Source organism: Metapseudomonas resinovorans (assembly GCF_002003485.1).
Classification (GTDB): domain Bacteria; phylum Pseudomonadota; class Gammaproteobacteria; order Pseudomonadales; family Pseudomonadaceae; genus Metapseudomonas; species Metapseudomonas resinovorans_D.
In genome coordinates this window covers 235,567-253,798 of the sequence record NZ_BDMA01000057.1, presented here as the reverse complement: position 1 = coordinate 253,798, position 18,232 = coordinate 235,567, and the positions used below count along the sequence as shown (strand labels likewise).

Here is an 18,232-nt window from a genome sequence, read left to right as displayed (position 1 = left end):
CGAGTCCGCCGCTACCATGACCGATACCCCTGACGTACAACCCCCGAAAATCGAGTTTCCCTGCGAGCGCTATCCCATCAAGGTGATCGGCGATTCCTTCGATGGTTTCTCCGACCTGGTGATCGAAATCATCCGGCGCCACGCTCCAGACCTCGATGCCGGCACCCTCGTGGTGCGCGATAGCCGCAATGGTCGTTTCCTCTCGGTGCAGGTACTGATCACCGCTACCGGCGTCGACCAACTGCAAGCGATCCATGTCGACCTGCGCGCCACTGGCCGCGTGCACATGGTCCTCTAGTGGCGTCCGCCGAACTCATCGTGCGTCATCTGGGGTTGGTGGACTACCTGCCGACTCTGGAAGCGATGCGCCACCTGACCACCGAACGCGATGCGCAGTCGCCCGACGAAATCTGGCTGCTGCAGCACCCTCGCGTGTTCACCCAGGGCCAGGCCGGCAAGGCCGAGCATCTGCTGGAGACGGGAGACATCCCGGTCATCCAGGTCGAGCGCGGTGGTCAGGTTACCTACCACGGCCCTGGCCAGTTGGTGGCCTATGTGATGTTGGACTTGCGTCGCCTGGGACTGGGTGTGCGTGAGCTGGTGACCGCCCTGGAGCAGAGCCTGGTCGATGTGCTGGCAGGTTACGGCGTCGAGGCGGCGCCCAAGGCGGACGCTCCCGGCGTCTATGTGAACGGCGACAAGATCGCCTCGCTGGGACTGCGGGTCAGCCGCGGCTGCTCCTTCCACGGCCTTGCGCTCAACGTGGACATGGACCTGTCGCCATTCTGGCGGATCAATCCCTGTGGTTACGCCGGTTTGAAGATGGTGCAGCTCAAGGACCTGATCGACACGCCGCCGCAGCTCGACGAGGTTGCCCAGCGCCTGGAGCAGGCTCTGCGCCGGCGGTTGGGCTACACGCAGTAGACGCAGACTCCCGAAAAACGACGGCCCCCTCTTCCATCGGAAGAGGGGGCCGTTTTGTTATTCAGCCTTGCTGCGCTCGCGGGCTGAGCAGTTCCTGCTTAGCCCAGGTTGAGTGCGGGAATGATGCTCGGATCGAGGGCCTGGCCAGGTACTGGCACCGGTGCCGCCAAGCCCAGGTTGTTCTTCTCGAACACCCGGTCAGCCCGGTAGCTGGAACGCACCAGCGGACCGGCTGCGACTTCCATGAAACCCTTTTCCAGGCCGATATCGCGGAACCGGTTGAATTCTTCCGGGCTGACCCAGCGCTTCACCGGCAGGTGGTTGCGAGTGGGTTGCAGGTACTGGCCGAGGGTCAGGATGTCCACGCCGATTGCGCGCAGGTCATCCATGGTTTCGATGATTTCTTCGTCGGTCTCGCCCAGGCCGAGCATCAGGCTGGTCTTGGTCAGCACGTCCGGACGGTGGCGCTTGGCATGCTCCAGCACGCGCAGGGTCTTCTCGTAGCCCGCACGCGGGTCGCGCACGACATGGGTCAGGCGTTTGACCGTCTCGACGTTCTGCGCGAACACCTCCAGACCGGAATCCACGACGCGTTCGATGGCCAGGTGGTCGCCATCGAAGTCGGGGGTAAGGGCTTCCACGACCACCTGCGGAGTATTCGCCTTGATGGCGCGTACGCAAGCGGCGTAATGGCCGGCGCCACCATCGTCCAGATCGTCGCGATCCACCGAGGTCAGTACGATGTAGCGCAGCGCCATCAGCTCGACCGACTTGGCGGTGTTCTGCGGCTCTTCCAGATCCAGCCAGCCATTGGGATTGCCGGTGTCCACGGCACAGAAGCGGCAGGCGCGGGTGCAGACCGAGCCCATCAGCATGATGGTGGCGGTGCCGTTGGACCAGCACTCACCCATGTTCGGGCAGTGCGATTCCTGGCACACGGTGCTCAGGCGATGCTCGCCGACATTGCGCTTGACCGCTTCGAAACGGCTACCGCCTGGTGCCTTTACCCGCAACCACTTGGGCTTGGGCTCGAACACCTGGGGTTCAGCCGAGGCGCGGCGCTTCTGGCCATCCTTGATTGCGGTAATGCCCTGAGCAGTACGGAACTTTTCACCGCTCGCGACGTGTTTGGACGAGTCTGTATCGGACATCGGAAATCTGGCTCCGCTGGTGGCTCCGTTGGCTGCCGCAGGGGCAAAAAGGGGTGGCGCAGTTTATCACAAAGGCGTTTGCACGAACTCGCAGCCGTCTGCCGGCGAGCGCGTGCGGCGGCCGCAAAAAAAGGTCAGGGCGCCTCAGCGCCCCTCACGCAATTGCTTGAGCAGATCCAGGTTGGGGTAGCCATCCGCCGGCCATCCCAGGCGCTGCTGGTAACCACGGATCGCCTTGCGGGTGTTGGCGCCGATGATGCCGTCCGCGGTGCCCGGGTTGTAGCCGGCTCCGGCCAGGGACTCCTGCAGCTCCACCCGCTCGCTGCGGCTCAGCGGACGCTCGTCGCGCGGCCAACTGCCGGTGAGCTCTCCTCGGCCATCGAAGCGCTCGCCCAGCAGGCTGACCGCCAAGGCGTAGGACGAGGAATTGTTGTATTTGAGGATGGCGCGGAAGTTGTCCAGAACAAGGAAGGCCGGGCCACGATGGCCGGCCGGCAGCAGCAGGGAGGCGCTGTTGTTGCCGAGGCTCGCGCCTTGCGGACCGACTTGCACGCCCATTGCCTGCCATTGCGCCACCGACTTTCGGATGTCGCCATCCGCGTGGGCGTAGTCGAAGCCCTGTGGCAACTGCACCTGCAGTGCGGCGGGTTGGCCCTTGCGCCAGCCCGAGGCCTGCAGATAGTGGGCGGCGGAGGCCAGGGCATCGGCCGAGGAGTTCCAGATGTCGCGGCGACCATCGCCATCGAAGTCCACGGCATGGCTGTTGTAGGTGGTCGGGATGAACTGGGTCTGTCCCATGGCGCCCGCCCAGGACCCCAGCATGCTGTCGGGCTGGATGTCGCCGTGCTGGAGGATCTGCAAGGCAGCCATAAGCTGCGCATGGGCGAACTCGGGACGACGGCCTTCGTAGGCCAGGGTAGCCAGGGAGCGGATCACCGACTTGTCGCCCATGAACTGGCCGAAGCTGCTTTCCATGCCCCAGATGGCCACCAGCGGTTCGCGGTCTACGCCGAAGCGTTGCTCGATGGCATCCAGCGTCGCGGCGTTCTCCGTTATCAGGGCCTGACCCTTGCGCACGCGATAGGGAGAGATGGCGCCTTCCAGGTACTCCCACACCGGTCGGGTGAACTCGGGCTGGCTGCGGTCAGCGGTGATCACGCTCGGATCGGGGGAGATGCCGGCGAAGGCTCGGTCGAAGAGGCTGGCGTCTATGCCTTGGGCCAGGGCCTCGCGGCGGAAACCGTCGCGCCACGCGCTGAAGCTGATGGCGGGCATCTGCACAGGAAGCTGGGCGGGCGTTGCGGTGGTTTTACTGGCGGGCTGGGTTGCCTGAGGCAGGGGAGCGGTAGCGGATTTCTGGGCCGGGGCATCGGCGCAGGAGCTGAGCAGGGTGAGGGCAGAGGCCACGGCCAGGCTGCGGAACATCAGGCCGGGGGCGGGGGCATCGAACATACGCGAGTCTCGAGGCAGACGAATCAAGTCGCGACCTTAACATGTCCGAGCCAATTCAGACCGCTATAAGCGACGAAGCCTCCCAATCGTGGGAGGCTTCGCGGCGGTAACTTCCTTTGCCCTTCATGGGTTTTTCCTGGCGGCAGCGGAAGAGGGGTTGAGCTACCAGGGTTTTGGCGCGGTTGGGTGCGCCTGGCTTGCGTTTCTTGGCCATGTCCGATCCTCGATGGGGCCCGCACAGTGCGAGCGCGCGCATCATCGGCTGCTGGTCAGAAAATGTCCAGTCATTCGGCCGGCAGCGGTAGACGCTGGCCGGCCAGCAGCAGGGCAAGACGAGCGAGTCCGTTCCACGGGTCGCCAGGGGCCTGGCCTTTGATCTGCGCGTCGATCCGCTGGGCGTCCTGCAGCAACAGGTTCCAGCGTGACGCCGGGTGACGTTGCAGGGCGCGGGTGACCAACGGGCGGCGCTTGTCCCAGACGGGTGGACGGGCTGCGGCAAAGGCTTTCTCCAGCGGCACACCCTGGCTGTATTGCTGGGCCAGTCCACCCAGCAGGCGCAGCTCTCGGGCCAGCGCCCAGAGGATCACGGGAGGCTCCACGCCTTCGCCGCGCAGGCCTTCCAGCGTCCGCAGGGTGTGGGCGGGCTCGCCATTGAGGGCCGCGTCGATCAGGCCGAAGACATCGAAACGGGCGCTGTCAGCGACGGCGGCCTGGACCGTGGCGGCATCCACCTGGCCGCCCTCCGCGAGCAATTTGAGCTTCTCGATTTCCTGGGCGGCGGCCAGCAGGTTGCCTTCGACCCGGGCAGCGATCAGATCAACCGCTTCCTGGTTGGCGGCGAGGCCAGCCTGGGAAAGGCGTTGGCGTATCCACTGCGGCAGGTTGTGGGCCTCGATGGGCCAGATCTGGATGAATTGCGCGTCGGCGCCGTCGATCAGGGCCTTGGCCCATTTGGTCTTCTGGGTGCTGCCGTCGAGCTTGGGCAGGCTGAGCAGCAGCACGGTGTCTTCCGGCGGTCGGGAAAGGTATTCCAGCAATGCCGCGGCGCCCTTGTCCCCTGGCTTGCCCGAGGGCAGGCGCACTTCCAGCAGACGTTTCTCGGCGAACAGCGACAGGCTGGCGCCGGCTTCCAGCAGCAAGCCCCAATCGAAGTTGGCCTCGGCGTTGAATACCTGGCGCTCGCTGAAATCCCGGGCACGAACGTTGGCGCGAATTGCGTCGCAGGCCTCCTGGCAGAGCAGTGGCTCATCGCCGCTGACGACGTACACAGGCGCCAGTTGGCCCTGCAGGTGTTTGCCCAGTTGTGCGGGGTTGAGTTTCATAGGCGCAAATGACTGGGGCCGCTGTGCGGCCCCTTTTACTCACTGGATGGGTAGTTGCAGCGGAGACTGCTGCGGCTGCTGGGCCTTCTCGGCCTGGCGTGCGGCTTCCAGGGCTTCGGCTTCCGCCTTGGCCTTGGCTTCTGCAGTCTGCTGCAGCTGGTCGAGTTGGGCCGGGCTGACGAGCTGCAGGCGCATGAGCATCTGCTGAATCATTTCCTGGCGCATTTCTTCACGCAGCTGAGCCGCTTCCTGGTCGGAGCCGATCAGGTTGTTGCTGTCGAACACGTAGTACTTCTGCACGGTCAGCTTGTCGCTCATCAGCAACAGGTTGTTGTTGCCGCGGATCTCGTATTGCAGGGTCTTGGTCAGCTCGTATTCCGCGCTGCGTGCACCGGAGGTGTAGGAAGCGGTGCGCTGGCTCTCGTCTTCGCGGGCCAGCACCAGGGTGTAAGGAGCGCCTGCGTGGACGTTCACCCCGTTGCTTTCCAGCGCCTCGCGCATTTCCTTGATGGTCTGGCCGTATTGGTTGCGAGCGGTTACGTCCAATTCATTCAGGGCGAACTGGGCGTCACCGGTGCCGCGCAGTTGAAAGCCGCACGCACTCAGCAGCACGGTAAGGCCCAGGACCAGCAGATTCCGTTTCATCATTTCTTGCTTTCCCCTTGCAAACAGTCCGGCACCACTCCCGGAGGAGGGCGCCGGCTTCGATCAGTTGGCGACGATATTGACCAGTTTGCCTGGCACCACGATGACCTTGCGGATGGTCAGGCCGTCGGTGAAGCGCAGCACGTTCTCGTTGGCGCGCGCAGCGGCTTCCACCGCTTCGCGGCTGGCGTCTGCCGGCACTTCGATATGGCCCCGCAGTTTGCCGTTGACCTGCACGACCAGTTGCAGGCTGTCCTGCACCAGGGCGGCTTCGTCCACGGTGGGCCAGGCAGCGTCGATGGCAGCACCGGTGTGGCCCAGCTCGCGCCAGAGCTCATGGCTGATGTGCGGAGTGATGGGCGCCAGCAGCAGGGCGATGGCTTCCAGGCCTTCCTGTAGCAGGGCGCGGTCCTCGGCGTTGGCTTGCGGGGCCTTTTCCAGGACGTTCATCAGGGTCATCACAGCAGCGATGGCGGTGTTGAACTTGTGATATTGGCCAATATCCTGGCTGGCCTGCTTGATGGCCAGGTGGATGGCGCGATGCACGGCCTTCTGCTCGTCGTTCAGGGCGCTGCGATCCAGGGCGGACGGCAGGCCGGCAGCGACGTGGGCCTGGGCCAGACGCCAGACGCGACGCAGGAAGCGGCTGGCGCCTTCGACGCCGGAGTCGGACCACTCCAGGCTCATGTCCGGCGGCGAGGCAAACATCATGAACAGGCGGCAGGTATCAGCGCCGTACTGGTCGATCATCGCCTGCGGGTCCACGCCGTTGTTCTTCGACTTGGACATCTTCTCGGTGCCGCCGATTTCCACTGGCAGGCCGTCGGTCTTCAGGCGGGCGCCGATGACTTTGGCTTTGGCGTCGCGCTCGACTTCGACATCGGCCGGGTTGAACCAGTCCTTGCCGCCGTTGGCTGCAACGCGATAGTAGGTTTCTGCGACGACCATGCCCTGGGTGAGCAGGTCCTTGAACGGCTCGTCGGAGCTGACCAGGCCTTCGTCACGCATCAGCTTGTGGAAGAAGCGTGCGTAGAGCAGGTGCAGGATGGCGTGTTCGATGCCACCGATGTACTGATCCACCGGCAGCCAATGGTTGGCTGCGGCCGGGTCGACCATGCCCTTGTCGTAGTTCGGCGAGGCATAGCGGGCGAAGTACCAGGAGCTTTCCACGAAGGTGTCCATGGTGTCGGTTTCGCGCTTGGCCGCGGTGCCGCATTTCGGGCAGGTGCAGGCGTAGAACTCGGGCATCTTCGCCAGCGGGCTGCCGGCGCCGTCCGGTACCACGTCTTCGGGAAGGACGACCGGCAACTGGTCTTCCGGCACCGGTACGTCGCCGCAGCTCGGGCAGTGGATGATCGGGATCGGGCAGCCCCAGTAGCGCTGGCGGCTGATGCCCCAGTCGCGCAGGCGGAACTGGGTGCGGGCCTGGCCCAGGCCTTTCTTCTGCAGGGCGACTTCGATGGCGTCGAAGGCGCCCTGGTAGTCCAGGCCGTCAAATTCAGCGGAGTTGATCAGTTGGCCGTGATCGCCATAGGCGTCCTGCCACGGGGCAGGAGTTTCGTCACCGGCGGAGGTGCGCACCACTGCTTTCATCGGCAGGTCGTACTTGTGGGCGAAGGCGAAGTCGCGCTCGTCGTGGGCCGGTACGGCCATCACGGCACCTTCGCCGTAGTTCATCAGGACATAGTTGGCGACCCAGACCGGCAGCTTGTCGCCGGTCAGCGGGTGCTCGACGAACAGCGGCGTGGGCAGGCCCTTCTTCTCCTGGGTGGCGATGTCGGCTTCGGCAACGCCGCCGCGCTTGCACTCATCGATGAAGGCTTGCAGTTCAGCGGCCTTGTCAGCCGTCAGCTTCTGCACCGCGAGGGTCGCCAGCGGGTGCTCGGCTGCGACGGCCACGTAAGTGGCGCCCATCAGGGTATCCGGACGGGTGGTGAAGACCTTCATTGCGCCGGCCTGGCCGATGCTGGCCTGGTCGTAGGGGAAGCTGACTTCCATGCCGCGCGACTTGCCGATCCAGTTGCGCTGCATGGTCTTGACCTGCTCGGGCCAGCCGTCCAGGTCGTCGAGGCTGCTCAAGAGTTCATCCGCGTACGCGGTGATCTTGAAGTAGTACATCGGGATTTCGCGTTTCTCTACCAGCGCACCGGAGCGCCAGCCGCGACCGTCGATGACCTGCTCGTTGGCGAGGACCGTCTGGTCCGCCGGGTCCCAGTTGACGGTGCCGTTCTTGCGGTAGATCACGCCCTTTTCGAACAGCTTGGTGAACAGCCACTGCTCCCAGCGGTAGTAATCGGGTTTGCAGGTGGTGACTTCACGGGACCAGTCGATGGCGAGGCCCAGGCTTTTCAGCTGGGTCTTCATGTAGTCGATGTTCTCGTAGGTCCACTTGGCCGGCGCGACGTTGTTCTTCATCGCGGCGTTTTCCGCCGGCATGCCGAACGCGTCCCAGCCCATGGGCTGCAGCACGTTCTTGCCCAGCATGCGCTGGTAGCGGGCGATCACGTCTCCGATGGTGTAGTTGCGCACGTGCCCCATGTGTAGCTTGCCGCTCGGGTAGGGGAACATCGACAGGCAATAGAAGGTGTCCTTGCCGGGCTGCTCACTCACTTCAAAGGATTTATGCGCGTCCCAGTGGGCTTGCGCGGCGGCTTCGATTTCGCGGGGCTGATACTGTTCGTGCATGGCTACTGGCGCTGGAGGATGGAGTTCCCTGGGGCCGGTTGCGTTGGCCGTGGCCGTGGCGTCGGACCCTGGAGGAAAAGGAAATTCAAGCGACGTAGCATACATGACCCCCGCCGACCGAGGGAAACCCTGAATTCACGGGTGGACGTCCGTCGCCAATACCGGCGCCGTTTGTCGCGGGCACCTTGCAGCCAGGAACCGAACGCTAAGCTTTTCATAAGCAAGGCAAGCGTTTACGTGTTTCGAGGTGTTGGGATGGGTGAGTTGCGGCGGACGGAAGCAGGGAATGGGCCCTATGAACGGTTGTTGCACCGGTTGGCCCTGGCACTGGATGAGGCGGATACGGCGGTTCGCTTGCGCGACGAGGAACCGCTTGAGCTTGAGCTCAAGGGACTGACCCCTGCCGAAATGGAGCTTATCCGCGCTTATCTGGATCGGGACATGCGCTGGCTGCGCGGCTGGCACGCGGCTGCCGAGGAACTGGCGGCCATCGAGCAATTACCCCGCCGATCCCCGCGTGGCGACAGCGGGCCACCCAAGAGTTTCGCCCTCAAGCCCAAACCCATGTTCAAGCGCCGCCAGCAGCTCTGCTGCGCCATGTGCGGTACGCCTGCCACCTGGCAGCGCGGCCAGGGTGTGCAGGCGTGCATGTCCTGCGGTTCGCAGCTTTTCCGGACATCCAATCCCCGCTAGTCTCCGGGCACCCTGGAGGTGCCCATGCCCATTCGTTACATCATCAAGCAATTCCTGCTGCCTCCTGGCGGCCTTCTCCTGTTGCTGCTGTTGGCTTGGTGGTTGCGCCGGCGTATGCCGCGGCTGTCACTGGCCTGCTTCGTCATGGGGCTGGGGGGGCTCTGGCTGATGAGCCTGCCGATCGTGGTCGAGTGGTCGGCCCGGGCGCTCGAGCGCGATGCGCCACTGGCTGAGTCGGAATGGGCACAGTTGGCCGAGCGGGTGGATGCGATCGTCGTGCTGGGGGGCGGGCGTCAGCTTGCCGACCCTGCCTGGGGTAGTGATCAGCCGTCGGCCATGGCCTTGGAGCGTTTGCGTTTCGCGGCACGTCTGGCCCGCACCAGCGGCCTGCCATTGTTGACCAGCGGTGGCCTGCACTTTGGCGTGCCCCCCAGCGAGGCGCAGATCATGGCGGATACCCTCAAGCGCGACTATGGACTGGAGGTGCGTTGGCAAGAGGGGGAGAGCCGTACCACCTGGGAGAACGCCACCTATAGCGCGAAAGTGCTCCAGCCCGAGGGGATTCGCCGGGTACTACTGGTCACCCAGGCTGCGCATATGCCACGGGCGCGCTGGTGTTTCGAGCGTGCAGGCTTCGAGGTGGTGGCAGCACCCATGGGCTACCTGGGTGTGCCCAATGGCTGGCCTTTGGGTGGCTGGCTACCCGAGAGCAAGGCCGTGGCACAGAACGGAATGCTGTTGAACGAGGCCATTGGACTGCTGGCCTATCCGTTGGCCTATGACTGAGGGTTTCCTGTAGGAGCGAGCTTGCTCGCGATCATTTTTCGCGAGCAAGCTCGCTCCTACATTGGGCTTACACCGTCTTGGCGATTCGGCTGGCCATCAGCGCCCAGGCGAAGAGCAGGCCGCAGAGGATCACCAGGGGCCAGGCGCGCCACTGCAGATAGGGCGTCAGGCCCTGCATGGGCAGGACTTCACCGTAGAGCACGCCTTGCTGGAATTGCGGGATGCCTTCGGTGACCTTGCCGAACGGGTCGATCAGCACGGTCACGCCGTTGTTGGTCGCGCGGATCATCCAGCGGCCGGCTTCCAGGGCGCGCATCTGCGCCATCTGCAGGTGCTGCAGTGGGCCGATGGAGGTGCCGAACCAGGTGTCGTTGCTGACGGTCAGCAGGATGTCGCTCTGTGCGGCCAGGTCGGCGGCGAACTCGGGATAGACCACCTCGTAGCAGATATACGGAGCGATTCGGTATCCCTTGGCCATCAGCGGACCCTGATCGGAGTCGCCACGGGCGAAGTCGGACATCGGCAGGTCGAAGAAGGCGATCAGCCCGCGCAGAACCTCTTGCAGCGGGACGTATTCGCCGAAGGGCACCAGCTTCTGCTTGAGGTAGGTGCCCTCACCCTGGCCGACCACGGTGATGCCGTTGTAGTAGCGCTTCTCGCCGCGATCGTTGTTCTGGCGAATCGGTACGCCGGTGATCAGCGCGGACTGCCGATCGTTGGCGAAACGGCTCATCACGCCGAGGTAGCCGTCGACGAACTCCTTGAGCACCGGTACCGCGGTTTCCGGCCAGATGATCAGGTCGGCCTTCTGCGAGCTGAAGGTCATGTCGCGATAAAGCGCGAGCTGGGCGTTGAGCTGCTCCGGGTCCCACTTCAGGTTCTGCTCGATGTTGCCTTGCATGGCCGCGATCTTCAGCGGCGCTCCAGCGGGCTGGGTCCATGCATGGCCCTTGAGCGCGAGGCCGACGGCCCAGGGCGCGATCAGCAGGGCGATACCGGCCCCCAGGAATGCAGGGCGGCTGCGCAGGCGGGCCAGGTTCACCAGCAGGGCTGCGGTCAGCGCCAGGGCAAAGGACACCAGCCAGACACCGCCGACCGGCGCCAGGCCCGAAAGCGGGCCGTCCAGCTGGCTGTAGCCGGCGTAGAGCCATGGGAATCCGGTAAGGAACCAGCCACGAAACGCTTCCTGGACCAGCCAGAGTGCGGCGAAGGCCAGGGTATCGGCCAGGGCCGCCTCGCTGCGGCGCAGCCAGCGCGCCCAGATTGCTGCTGGCAGGGCGAAGAACAGTGCCACGCCGGCACTGAAACCGACGGTGAGGAACGCGGCCAGTGGCACGGACGCCGCGCCGTAGTCGTGGATGCTGACGTAGATCCAGCCGGTGCCGGTCAGGAACAGGCCGAGGCCGTACCACCAGCCGCGCCAGAACGCGGCCTTGGGTGTCAGGTCGCGCAGGCCCAGATAGAAGAGGGCGAGCGACAGCAGTTCCAGAGGCCAGAAATCGAAGGGGGCGAATGCCAGGGGCGTAAGGGCGCCAGCGGCGAGCGCCAGCAAGTTGCCCGGCCAGCCGGGGCGGGTGATCCAGTTCATGCTCGGTCCTTGGGCGGATGGGGAGCTGGAGAGGTGCAGCGCGAGCCTTTTGTTGCCGGCTCGGGGCGCGATTATCCACGGACGCCCCTCCGCTGTGGAGGGGCGCGCGCGAATCAACGGGACAGCGGGGAGAGGCGCAGCAGATGGATGCGGCGGCTGTCAGCGTTGAGCACGCGGAAGCGGAATTCGCCGATCTCGGTGGTTTCGTTGCGCTTGGGCAGGTGGCCGAAGGCGCCCATGACCAGGCCGCCGACGGTGTCGAACTCGTCCTCGGAGAAGTCGGTCTCGAAGAATTCGTTGAAGGCATCCACCGGGGTCAGTGCCTTGACGATGAAGTCGCCGCTGGGCAGTGGCTTGATGTAGCTGTCTTCCTCGACATCGTGCTCGTCTTCGATATCGCCGACGATCTGCTCCAGCACGTCCTCGATGGTCACCAGTCCCGCCACGCCACCGTATTCGTCGATGACCACGGCCATGTGGTTGTGATTGGCGCGGAATTCGCGCAGCAGCACGTTGAGGCGCTTGGATTCGGGCACGAAGGTGGCCGGACGCAGCAGGTCCTTGATGTTGAAGGCCTGACCGTTGTCCTGGAGGATCAGTGGCAGCAGGTCCTTGGCCAGGAGGATGCCCATGACGTCATCGAGGCTTTCGCCGATGACCGGGTAGCGGGAGTGGGCAGCGTCGATGATCGCCGGGAGGAACTCCTTCGGCGTCTGGTTGGCCTTGATGCTGATCATCTGCGAGCGCGGCACCATGATGTCGCGCACCTGCAGGTCGGCGACCTGAATGGCCCCTTCGACGATCGACAGCGCTTCGCTATCGAGCAGCTTGTTCTGGTGGGCCTCGCGCAGCAGCTCGAGGAGCTCCTGGCGGCTTTTCGGTTCATGGGCAAAGGCCTGGGTCAGCTTTTCCAGCCAGGACCTGTGCCCGTTACTCGATCGATCTTCGCTCATATGTCCTTTGCTCGGTGCTTCTTATTGGTCTTCGTCGTCTATGTAAGGGTCGGGGTGGCCAAGTTCAGCCAGCAATTCCCGTTCCAATGCTTCCATTTCCTCGGCTTCCTCATCCTCGATGTGGTCGTAGCCGAGCAGGTGCAGGCAGCCGTGGATGACCAGGTGAGCCCAGTGAGCCTCCAGGGCCTTGCCCTGTTCCGAGGCTTCCCGGGCTACCACCGGCGCGCAGATCACCAGGTCGCCGAGCAGCGGGATATCCAGCAACTCGTCCGGCACGTCCGCAGGGAAGGAGAGTACGTTGGTAGCGTAGTCCTTGTGGCGCCAGGTGCGATTGAGTTCGCGGCCCTCGGGCTCGTCCACCAGTCGGATGGTCAGTTCGGAATCGGCGCTGCGTTGGCGCAGGGCCAGTTCGCACCAGCGACGGAAGTCCGCCTCGCTCGGCAGGCCCTGGGCCTCGCTGGCGAGTTGCAGGTCGAGTTCAAGCATTGTCGTCTATTGCGCCCGGGTCGTTGTCGGCTGGCTTGGCCTTGGCGGGTTGCTGACGGCTGTCGAAGCGGTCGTAGGCTTCCACGATGCGCTGGACCAGCGGATGGCGCACCACGTCCTGAGACTTGAAGTGGGTGAAGCTGATCCCCTGCGCGTCACGCAGCACGTCGATCACGTGGATCAGCCCGGATTTCGTGCCGCGCGGCAGGTCGATCTGGGTGATGTCGCCGGTGATGACCGCTGTGGAGCCGAAGCCGATACGGGTCAGGAACATCTTCATCTGCTCGAGGGTGGTGTTCTGACTCTCGTCGAGAATGATGAAGCTGTTGTTAAGGGTGCGGCCGCGCATGTAGGCCAGCGGTGCGACCTCGATCACCTGCTTCTCGATCAGCTTGGCGACGTGGTCGAAGCCGAGCATCTCGTAGAGGGCGTCATAGAGCGGGCGCAGGTAGGGGTCGATCTTCTGGGACAGGTCGCCGGGGAGGAAGCCGAGCTTCTCGCCGGCCTCGACCGCCGGGCGCACCAGCAGGATGCGGCGGATTTGCTCGCGCTCCAGGGCGTCCACGGCGCAGGCTACGGCCAGGTAGGTCTTGCCGGTGCCGGCCGGGCCGATGCCGAAGTTGATGTCGTGATCGAGGATCGACTTCACGTAGCGCTGCTGGTTGGCGCCGCGGGGACGGATATTGCCCTTGCGGGTGCGCAGGCTCACAGCCTCGGTCTTCGGATTGGCCGCTTCTTCCATGCCCGTTTCGCGCAGGAAGAGATGCACCATGTCGGGCGACAGCTCGATGGCCTCGGTTTCGCGATAGAGGCGGCGCAGGAGGTTTTCCGTTGCACGGGTGAGTTGCGGGTCGCCGACCAGTTCGAACTGGTTGCCGCGGTTGCGGATTTCGATGGCCATGCGTTGCTCGATCAAGCGCAGGTGCTCGTCGAGTTGGCCGCACAGATTGGCGAAGCGGCGGGCTTCAAAGGGTTCCAGGGTGAAGCGGTGCAGATCCAGGGAGGCGTTCAATGTCGTGTGTTCGCCCTTGGGCGGTAGCAATGGGATGTCATGCAGAATAACCCCGGTGGCCCGCCTCGAAAAGCACGGACCCCGAAGGTCGATCAGTGCAGGCTTTCTTCGAGCAGGCTGCCTCGCAGGGAATGGGGCAGTGCATCGTCGATGTGCACATCGACGAACTGGCCGATCAGGCGCGGGTTGGCGCTGCGGAAGTTGACGATGCGGTTGTTCTCCGTACGGCCCTGGAGCATGCCCGGGTCCTTCTTGGAATAGTCGCTGACGAGGATGCGCTGGACACTGCCGACCATTCGTCGGCTGATCTCGTAACCCTGCTGGTGGATGCGGGTCTGCAGGATCTGGAGGCGCTGCTTCTTGACGTCGTCCGGCGTGTCATCCAGCAGGTCCGCCGCGGGGGTGCCAGGGCGCGAGCTGTAGATGAAGGAGAAGGAGAAGTCGAAGCCGACTTCTTCCACCAGCTTCATGGTGGCCTCGAAGTCCTTGTCAGTCTCGCCGGGGAAACCGACGATGAAATCCGAGCTGATGCAGATGTCTGGCACCGCAGCCTTCAGCTTGCGGATGCGCGACTTGTATTCCAGTGCGGTGTGATTTCGCTTCATGGCCGCGAGGATGCGATCGGAGCCCGCCTGCACTGGCAGGTGGACGAACTTCACCAGTTCCGGCACTTCTGCGTGGGCTTGGATCAGCGCGTCGGAGAACTCCAGCGGGTGCGAAGTGGTGTAGCGAATGCGCTCGATACCATCGACGGCGGCCACCACGCGGATCAGCTCGGCGAAGTCGGCGATGCGGCCATCATGAGTCAGGCCGCGATAGCCGTTGACGTTCTGGCCCAGCAGGGTCACTTCACACACGCCGTTCTCGGCCAGGTGGATGACTTCGGCCAATACGTCGTCGAACGGACGGCTGACTTCCTCGCCGCGCGTGTAGGGCACCACACAGAAGGTGCAGTACTTGCTGCAGCCTTCCATGACCGAGACGAAGGCGCTGGGGCCATCGACGCGGGGCTCGGGCAGTCGGTCGAACTTCTCGATTTCCGGGAAGCTGATGTCCACCTGGGGTTTGCGGGTGACCCGTGCGGCGTCAATCATTTCCGGCAGGCGGTGCAGCGTCTGCGGGCCGAACACGACGTCTACATAGGGAGCGCGCTCACGGATGGCGGCGCCTTCCTGGCTGGCCACGCAGCCACCCACGCCGATGACCAGCTCCGGATTCTGTCGTTTCAGCTCGCGCCACTGGCCAAGTTTCGAGAACACCTTCTCCTGCGCCTTCTCGCGGATCGAGCAGGTGTTGAGCAGGATGACGTCGGCTTCTTCGGCGTGTTCGGTGACTTCCAGTGCCTGATGTTCGCCGAGCAGGTCGACCATGCGCGACGAGTCGTACTCGTTCATCTGGCAGCCGTGGGTTTCGATATAGAGCTTCTTGGCCATTCGCTTTTGAATCAGGTGGTTCGAAGAACCGAGCATTATAATCGCCATCCCTCCAGTGTTCCTAGCACCGGCTGCCTGGCGGCTGTGCTATGATCTGCGCCCCCGAAATTCCCCCGCGACGACCCGCCGACTCCTCATGAGCAAGCCCGCCCCCATCTACAAGGTGATCTTCCTGAACCAGGGCCAGGTGTACGAGATGTACGCCAAGCAGATCTACCAGAGTGATCTTTGGGGCTTCCTGGAAGTGGAAGAATTCGTCTTTGGCGAGCGCACCCAGGTGGTGGTCGATCCCAGCGAGGAGAAGCTCAAGGCTCAGTTCGAAGGCGTGGTGCGCAGTTTCCTGCCGATGCACTCGATCATCCGTATCGATGAAGTGGAGCGCCTTGGCACGCCGAAGATCAGCGAGGCGCGAGGGGGCGGCAACGTGATGCCATTCCCCATGCCGATGCCGGAGAAGTAGGTCGGATCGTCTGATGGGTGCCGCTGCCCCGGGTTCAGGGCAGAGGCGAGAAGGGCGAGCCGCCGTCAGCGGCCTGTAGTTCCAGCAGGTAGTTGCGGAAGATCTGCCCGAGTACCTGGGTGGCGATTTCCAGCTCGTCAGAACGCATCTGGGCGGCCACCAGGTCGGCACTGTCCATCGCCTCGTCCGAACCGTTCACCGCTGCCATCTTGAGCACGATGTAGGCCTGCACGTTATTGGCCGGTACCCCTTCGCCCCGGAAGAACATGTTGCCCAGGCGCAATTGCGCTTGGGCGTGGCCTTTGAGAGAGGCCTGCTCGAACCATTGCAGGGACTGTGCGAGGTCGCGCGGGGTGCGTTTGCCGTCGTAATAGAACTCGCCAAGCTCGTACTGGGCTTCAGCGTCGCCGCCCTTGGCCGCCTGTTGGCAGGCAGAAATGGCTTCCGAGAGGTTTTCCGGCAGGCTGTTCAGGTTGCAGCGGCCGGTAGCTGGGATCAGCAGGGAGTTACCGCCGGCATTGGCCAGCAGTGGCTGGAAAAGCAACAGGCAGCCCAGGATAAGGGTGCGGCCGGTGCGGTTCATGGGAATCACAGTGCCTCGGAAGCAGTGCGGGCATCATGCCCGGCCGGCGAGAAACGCGCCGACCGTCACATTATGAAATAAGCGAGGCCGATCTTACAAAGCCTTTACTTTGTTTGCGCTTGGCACTGTGTCGCGAAGTTGCAGGAGCAGCCAGGCCATCATCGGGTAGGCGGGCGTGAGAAGGGCGTGGAACAGATCGACCCGGAGTAAAGGGCCGATAACGCCATCGGTCCCCACCAGCAATCCGGCCACTAGGAACAATCCTACGATGGCGAACGCCGCCAGCGCTGGCGAAGCCCGCTCCGGCAGCCTGCCAAGGCCCGCCAGCAGGATCAGGGTGAACGCGGTGAGGCTGAGCAGCAGTCGGTACTCGGCAAGCAATCCGGTTCGCCGGGCCAGCTCGAATGTCACGCACAGGCCGATCACCAGACGTCCCCAGGAGGCTTGGCTCCAGGTCACGTTGCGGGAGAAGGCGAAGATCGCCAAGGCGACCAGCGGCAAGGCGAGGAAGGTGCCGGCCTGGCTGAGCAGGCTGTGGGCCTCGCGCCAGGACGGGTCTATAGAAAAACGCACCACCCCGCACAGGGCTGCAGTCGCCGGGATCAGCAGCCCGAGCAGGGCGCATAACCACGTCGGCCGCTCTTCGTCGGCGAATCCCTTGCCGGCCCGGACCAGCGCAAAGGCGCTGGCCAGGCAGGCGAGGGCGAGGATGCCGTCGGAGAGGGCGGTGCTGTATTGCATCAAGCCTGTTTCAGCTTGGCGAAGGCGCGCTCGGCTGCGTCCAGGGTGATCGCCAGTTCCTTGTCGCCGTGGGCGATGGAGGTGAAGCCAGCCTCGTAGGCGCTCGGTGCCAGGTAGACGCCGCCATCCAGCATCAGGTGGAAGAAGCGCTTGAAGCGCTCGGCATCGCTGGCCATCACGTCCTGGAAGGTAACGATGTCGTCAGCACCACTGAAGTAGAGGCCAAACATACCGCCTGCCTGGGTGGTGACGAAGGGGATGCCGGCGGCATCGGCACGCTGTTGCAGGCCGTCGAGCATGCGGTTGGTGTAGTCGGTCAGCTCGGCGTGGAAGCCGGGGCGGCTGATCAGCTTCAGGGTGGTCAGGCCGGCGGCCATGGCCAGCGGGTTACCGGACAGGGTGCCAGCCTGGTAGACCGGGCCCAGCGGGGCGATGTGCGACATGATCTCGCGCTTGCCGCCGAAGCAGCCGACCGGCATCCCGCCACCGACGATCTTGCCGAAGGTGGACAGGTCCGGGGTGATGCCGTAGTGGGCCTGGGCGCCGCCGAGGGCGACGCGGAAGCCGGTCATCACTTCGTCGAAGATCAGCACCACGCCGTGCTTGTCGCACAGGCTGCGCAGGCCTTCGAGGAAGCCGGGTGCCGGCGGTACGCAGTTCATGTTGCCGGCCACCGGCTCGACGATGATGCAGGCGACTTCGTTGCCCACGTCGGCGAGGGTCTTTTCAACGGCGTCGATGTCGTTGAACGGCAGAGTCAGGGTGTGCTGGGCGAAGGCCGCAGGCACGCCGGGAGAGCTCGGTACGCCCAGGGTCAGGGCGCCGGAACCGGCTTTCACCAGCAAGGAGTCGGAGTGGCCGTGGTAGCAGCCTTCGAACTTGATGATGCTGTCGCGACCGGTGAAGCCGCGGGCCAGGCGAATGGCGCTCATGGTGGCTTCGGTGCCGGAGCTGACCATGCGCACCATCTCCATGGACGGCACCAGGGAGCAGACCAGGTCGGCCATTTCCACTTCCAGGGCGGTGGGCGCGCCGTAGGACAGGCCGTGCTCCAGCTGCTTGCGCACCGCACCCAGCACGTCCGGATGGCTGTGACCGAGGATCATCGGACCCCAGGAGCCGACATAGTCCACGTAGCGCTTGTCGTCCTCGTCCGTAATGTAGGCGCCTTCCGCGTGCTTGAAGAACAGAGGCGTGCCGCCGACGCTCTTGAAGGCGCGGACCGGCGAGTTGACGCCGCCGGGGATGTGTTTCTGGGCGTTGGCGAAGAGGGTTTCGGAACGGGACATGGCAGGTCTCTCTTTCAAGCGAATTCTGG

Annotated in this window: 19 protein-coding genes; 5 read left to right on the top strand and 14 right to left on the bottom strand. The window is 64.2% G+C overall.

The window, feature by feature from the left end:
* Positions 1 to 16 precede the first annotated feature (16 nt).
* Positions 17 to 298 carry a DUF493 domain-containing protein gene (locus MnOB_RS16045; protein ID WP_077525210.1) on the top strand — a complete coding sequence of 94 codons (282 nt, stop codon included), beginning with the start codon at positions 17 to 19 and terminating at the stop codon, positions 296 to 298.
* Positions 298 to 924, top strand: a complete 627-nt coding sequence (lipB, locus tag MnOB_RS16040; RefSeq protein ID WP_077525209.1) for a lipoyl(octanoyl) transferase LipB — start codon at positions 298 to 300, stop codon at positions 922 to 924. The genes MnOB_RS16045 and lipB overlap by 1 nt, the downstream gene beginning before the upstream one ends.
* Before the next feature lie 98 nt (positions 925 to 1,022).
* On the opposite strand, the gene lipA is transcribed toward lipB, so the two are convergent.
* From lipA to leuS, 6 genes are all read right to left on the bottom strand, one after another.
* Complete coding sequence (lipA, locus tag MnOB_RS16035; protein WP_077525208.1) at positions 1,023 to 2,075, bottom strand: lipoyl synthase; 1,053 nt, start codon at positions 2,073 to 2,075, stop codon at positions 1,023 to 1,025.
* A 144-nt stretch (positions 2,076 to 2,219) separates the two neighbouring features.
* Positions 2,220 to 3,527, bottom strand: coding sequence for a lytic murein transglycosylase (locus tag MnOB_RS16030; RefSeq protein ID WP_077525207.1), 1,308 nt, complete (start codon positions 3,525 to 3,527; stop codon positions 2,220 to 2,222).
* 55 nt (positions 3,528 to 3,582) lie between these two features.
* Complete coding sequence (arfA, locus tag MnOB_RS16025; RefSeq protein ID WP_077525206.1) at positions 3,583 to 3,741, bottom strand: alternative ribosome rescue factor ArfA; 159 nt, start codon at positions 3,739 to 3,741, stop codon at positions 3,583 to 3,585.
* 70 nt (positions 3,742 to 3,811) lie between these two features.
* Positions 3,812 to 4,849: a DNA polymerase III subunit delta gene (gene holA, locus MnOB_RS16020; protein WP_077525205.1), complete on the bottom strand. Its 1,038-nt coding sequence runs from the start codon at positions 4,847 to 4,849 to the stop codon at positions 3,812 to 3,814.
* 39 nt (positions 4,850 to 4,888) lie between these two features.
* A complete protein-coding gene (locus MnOB_RS16015; RefSeq protein WP_077525204.1) occupies positions 4,889 to 5,497 on the bottom strand; it encodes an LPS-assembly lipoprotein LptE in 609 nt (202 codons plus the stop codon).
* A gap of 60 nt (positions 5,498 to 5,557) precedes the next feature.
* Entirely contained in the window at positions 5,558 to 8,179 is a 2,622-nt protein-coding gene (gene leuS / locus MnOB_RS16010) for a leucine--tRNA ligase (protein WP_077525203.1), read from the bottom strand.
* A 255-nt stretch (positions 8,180 to 8,434) separates the two neighbouring features.
* On the opposite strand from leuS, the gene MnOB_RS16005 reads away from it, so the two are divergent.
* Together MnOB_RS16005 and MnOB_RS16000 are read left to right on the top strand one after the other, a co-directional pair.
* The gene (locus MnOB_RS16005; RefSeq protein ID WP_077525202.1) at positions 8,435 to 8,872 is read left to right on the top strand and encodes a hypothetical protein; all 438 of its coding nucleotides are present in this window, start codon (positions 8,435 to 8,437) and stop codon (positions 8,870 to 8,872) included.
* 24 nt (positions 8,873 to 8,896) lie between these two features.
* Complete coding sequence (locus tag MnOB_RS16000) at positions 8,897 to 9,658, top strand: YdcF family protein (RefSeq protein ID WP_077525201.1); 762 nt, start codon at positions 8,897 to 8,899, stop codon at positions 9,656 to 9,658.
* A 67-nt stretch (positions 9,659 to 9,725) separates the two neighbouring features.
* Here MnOB_RS16000 and lnt read toward each other — a convergent pair whose 3' ends face one another.
* From lnt to miaB, 5 genes are all read right to left on the bottom strand, one after another.
* Complete coding sequence (lnt, locus tag MnOB_RS15995) at positions 9,726 to 11,246, bottom strand: apolipoprotein N-acyltransferase (protein WP_077525200.1); 1,521 nt, start codon at positions 11,244 to 11,246, stop codon at positions 9,726 to 9,728.
* Positions 11,247 to 11,359: 113 nt separating this feature from the next.
* A complete protein-coding gene (locus MnOB_RS15990) occupies positions 11,360 to 12,199 on the bottom strand; it encodes an HlyC/CorC family transporter (RefSeq protein ID WP_077525199.1) in 840 nt (279 codons plus the stop codon).
* Positions 12,200 to 12,220: 21 nt separating this feature from the next.
* A complete protein-coding gene (gene ybeY, locus MnOB_RS15985; RefSeq protein ID WP_077525198.1) occupies positions 12,221 to 12,685 on the bottom strand; it encodes an rRNA maturation RNase YbeY in 465 nt (154 codons plus the stop codon).
* A complete protein-coding gene (locus tag MnOB_RS15980; protein ID WP_077525197.1) occupies positions 12,678 to 13,697 on the bottom strand; it encodes a PhoH family protein in 1,020 nt (339 codons plus the stop codon). The genes ybeY and MnOB_RS15980 overlap by 8 nt, the downstream gene beginning before the upstream one ends.
* Before the next feature lie 92 nt (positions 13,698 to 13,789).
* The gene (gene miaB / locus MnOB_RS15975) at positions 13,790 to 15,130 is read right to left on the bottom strand and encodes a tRNA (N6-isopentenyl adenosine(37)-C2)-methylthiotransferase MiaB (protein WP_077525255.1); all 1,341 of its coding nucleotides are present in this window, start codon (positions 15,128 to 15,130) and stop codon (positions 13,790 to 13,792) included.
* 136 nt (positions 15,131 to 15,266) lie between these two features.
* On the opposite strand from miaB, the gene MnOB_RS15970 reads away from it, so the two are divergent.
* The gene (locus MnOB_RS15970; RefSeq protein WP_077525196.1) at positions 15,267 to 15,590 is read left to right on the top strand and encodes a DUF1820 family protein; all 324 of its coding nucleotides are present in this window, start codon (positions 15,267 to 15,269) and stop codon (positions 15,588 to 15,590) included.
* Positions 15,591 to 15,624: 34 nt separating this feature from the next.
* On the opposite strand, the gene MnOB_RS15965 is transcribed toward MnOB_RS15970, so the two are convergent.
* From MnOB_RS15965 to hemL, 3 genes are all read right to left on the bottom strand, one after another.
* Positions 15,625 to 16,173: a tetratricopeptide repeat protein gene (locus MnOB_RS15965; RefSeq protein WP_077525195.1), complete on the bottom strand. Its 549-nt coding sequence runs from the start codon at positions 16,171 to 16,173 to the stop codon at positions 15,625 to 15,627.
* Positions 16,174 to 16,266: 93 nt separating this feature from the next.
* The gene (locus MnOB_RS15960) at positions 16,267 to 16,914 is read right to left on the bottom strand and encodes a hypothetical protein (RefSeq protein ID WP_077525194.1); all 648 of its coding nucleotides are present in this window, start codon (positions 16,912 to 16,914) and stop codon (positions 16,267 to 16,269) included.
* A complete protein-coding gene (hemL, locus tag MnOB_RS15955) occupies positions 16,914 to 18,203 on the bottom strand; it encodes a glutamate-1-semialdehyde 2,1-aminomutase (protein ID WP_077525193.1) in 1,290 nt (429 codons plus the stop codon). Before hemL ends, MnOB_RS15960 begins: the two co-directional genes overlap by 1 nt.
* Between the last annotated feature and the right edge of the window lie 29 nt (positions 18,204 to 18,232).

Coding starts and splice junctions, on each gene's coding strand:
- ybeY (WP_077525198.1), bottom strand. CDS start 12,685: ATGCTTGAACTCGACCTGCAACTCGCCAGCGAGGCCCAGGGCCTGCCG.
- MnOB_RS16000 (WP_077525201.1), top strand. CDS start 8,897: ATGCCCATTCGTTACATCATCAAGCAATTCCTGCTGCCTCCTGGCGGC.
- lipA (WP_077525208.1), bottom strand. CDS start 2,075: ATGTCCGATACAGACTCGTCCAAACACGTCGCGAGCGGTGAAAAGTTC.
- MnOB_RS15960 (WP_077525194.1), bottom strand. CDS start 16,914: ATGCAATACAGCACCGCCCTCTCCGACGGCATCCTCGCCCTCGCCTGC.
- MnOB_RS15990 (WP_077525199.1), bottom strand. CDS start 12,199: ATGAGCGAAGATCGATCGAGTAACGGGCACAGGTCCTGGCTGGAAAAG.
- MnOB_RS15970 (WP_077525196.1), top strand. CDS start 15,267: ATGAGCAAGCCCGCCCCCATCTACAAGGTGATCTTCCTGAACCAGGGC.
- MnOB_RS16045 (WP_077525210.1), top strand. CDS start 17: ATGACCGATACCCCTGACGTACAACCCCCGAAAATCGAGTTTCCCTGC.
- MnOB_RS16005 (WP_077525202.1), top strand. CDS start 8,435: ATGGGTGAGTTGCGGCGGACGGAAGCAGGGAATGGGCCCTATGAACGG.
- MnOB_RS16015 (WP_077525204.1), bottom strand. CDS start 5,497: ATGATGAAACGGAATCTGCTGGTCCTGGGCCTTACCGTGCTGCTGAGT.
- hemL (WP_077525193.1), bottom strand. CDS start 18,203: ATGTCCCGTTCCGAAACCCTCTTCGCCAACGCCCAGAAACACATCCCC.
- holA (WP_077525205.1), bottom strand. CDS start 4,849: ATGAAACTCAACCCCGCACAACTGGGCAAACACCTGCAGGGCCAACTG.
- leuS (WP_077525203.1), bottom strand. CDS start 8,179: ATGCACGAACAGTATCAGCCCCGCGAAATCGAAGCCGCCGCGCAAGCC.
- lnt (WP_077525200.1), bottom strand. CDS start 11,246: ATGAACTGGATCACCCGCCCCGGCTGGCCGGGCAACTTGCTGGCGCTC.
- arfA (WP_077525206.1), bottom strand. CDS start 3,741: ATGGCCAAGAAACGCAAGCCAGGCGCACCCAACCGCGCCAAAACCCTG.
- miaB (WP_077525255.1), bottom strand. CDS start 15,130: ATGGCCAAGAAGCTCTATATCGAAACCCACGGCTGCCAGATGAACGAG.
- MnOB_RS16030 (WP_077525207.1), bottom strand. CDS start 3,527: ATGTTCGATGCCCCCGCCCCCGGCCTGATGTTCCGCAGCCTGGCCGTG.
- MnOB_RS15965 (WP_077525195.1), bottom strand. CDS start 16,173: ATGAACCGCACCGGCCGCACCCTTATCCTGGGCTGCCTGTTGCTTTTC.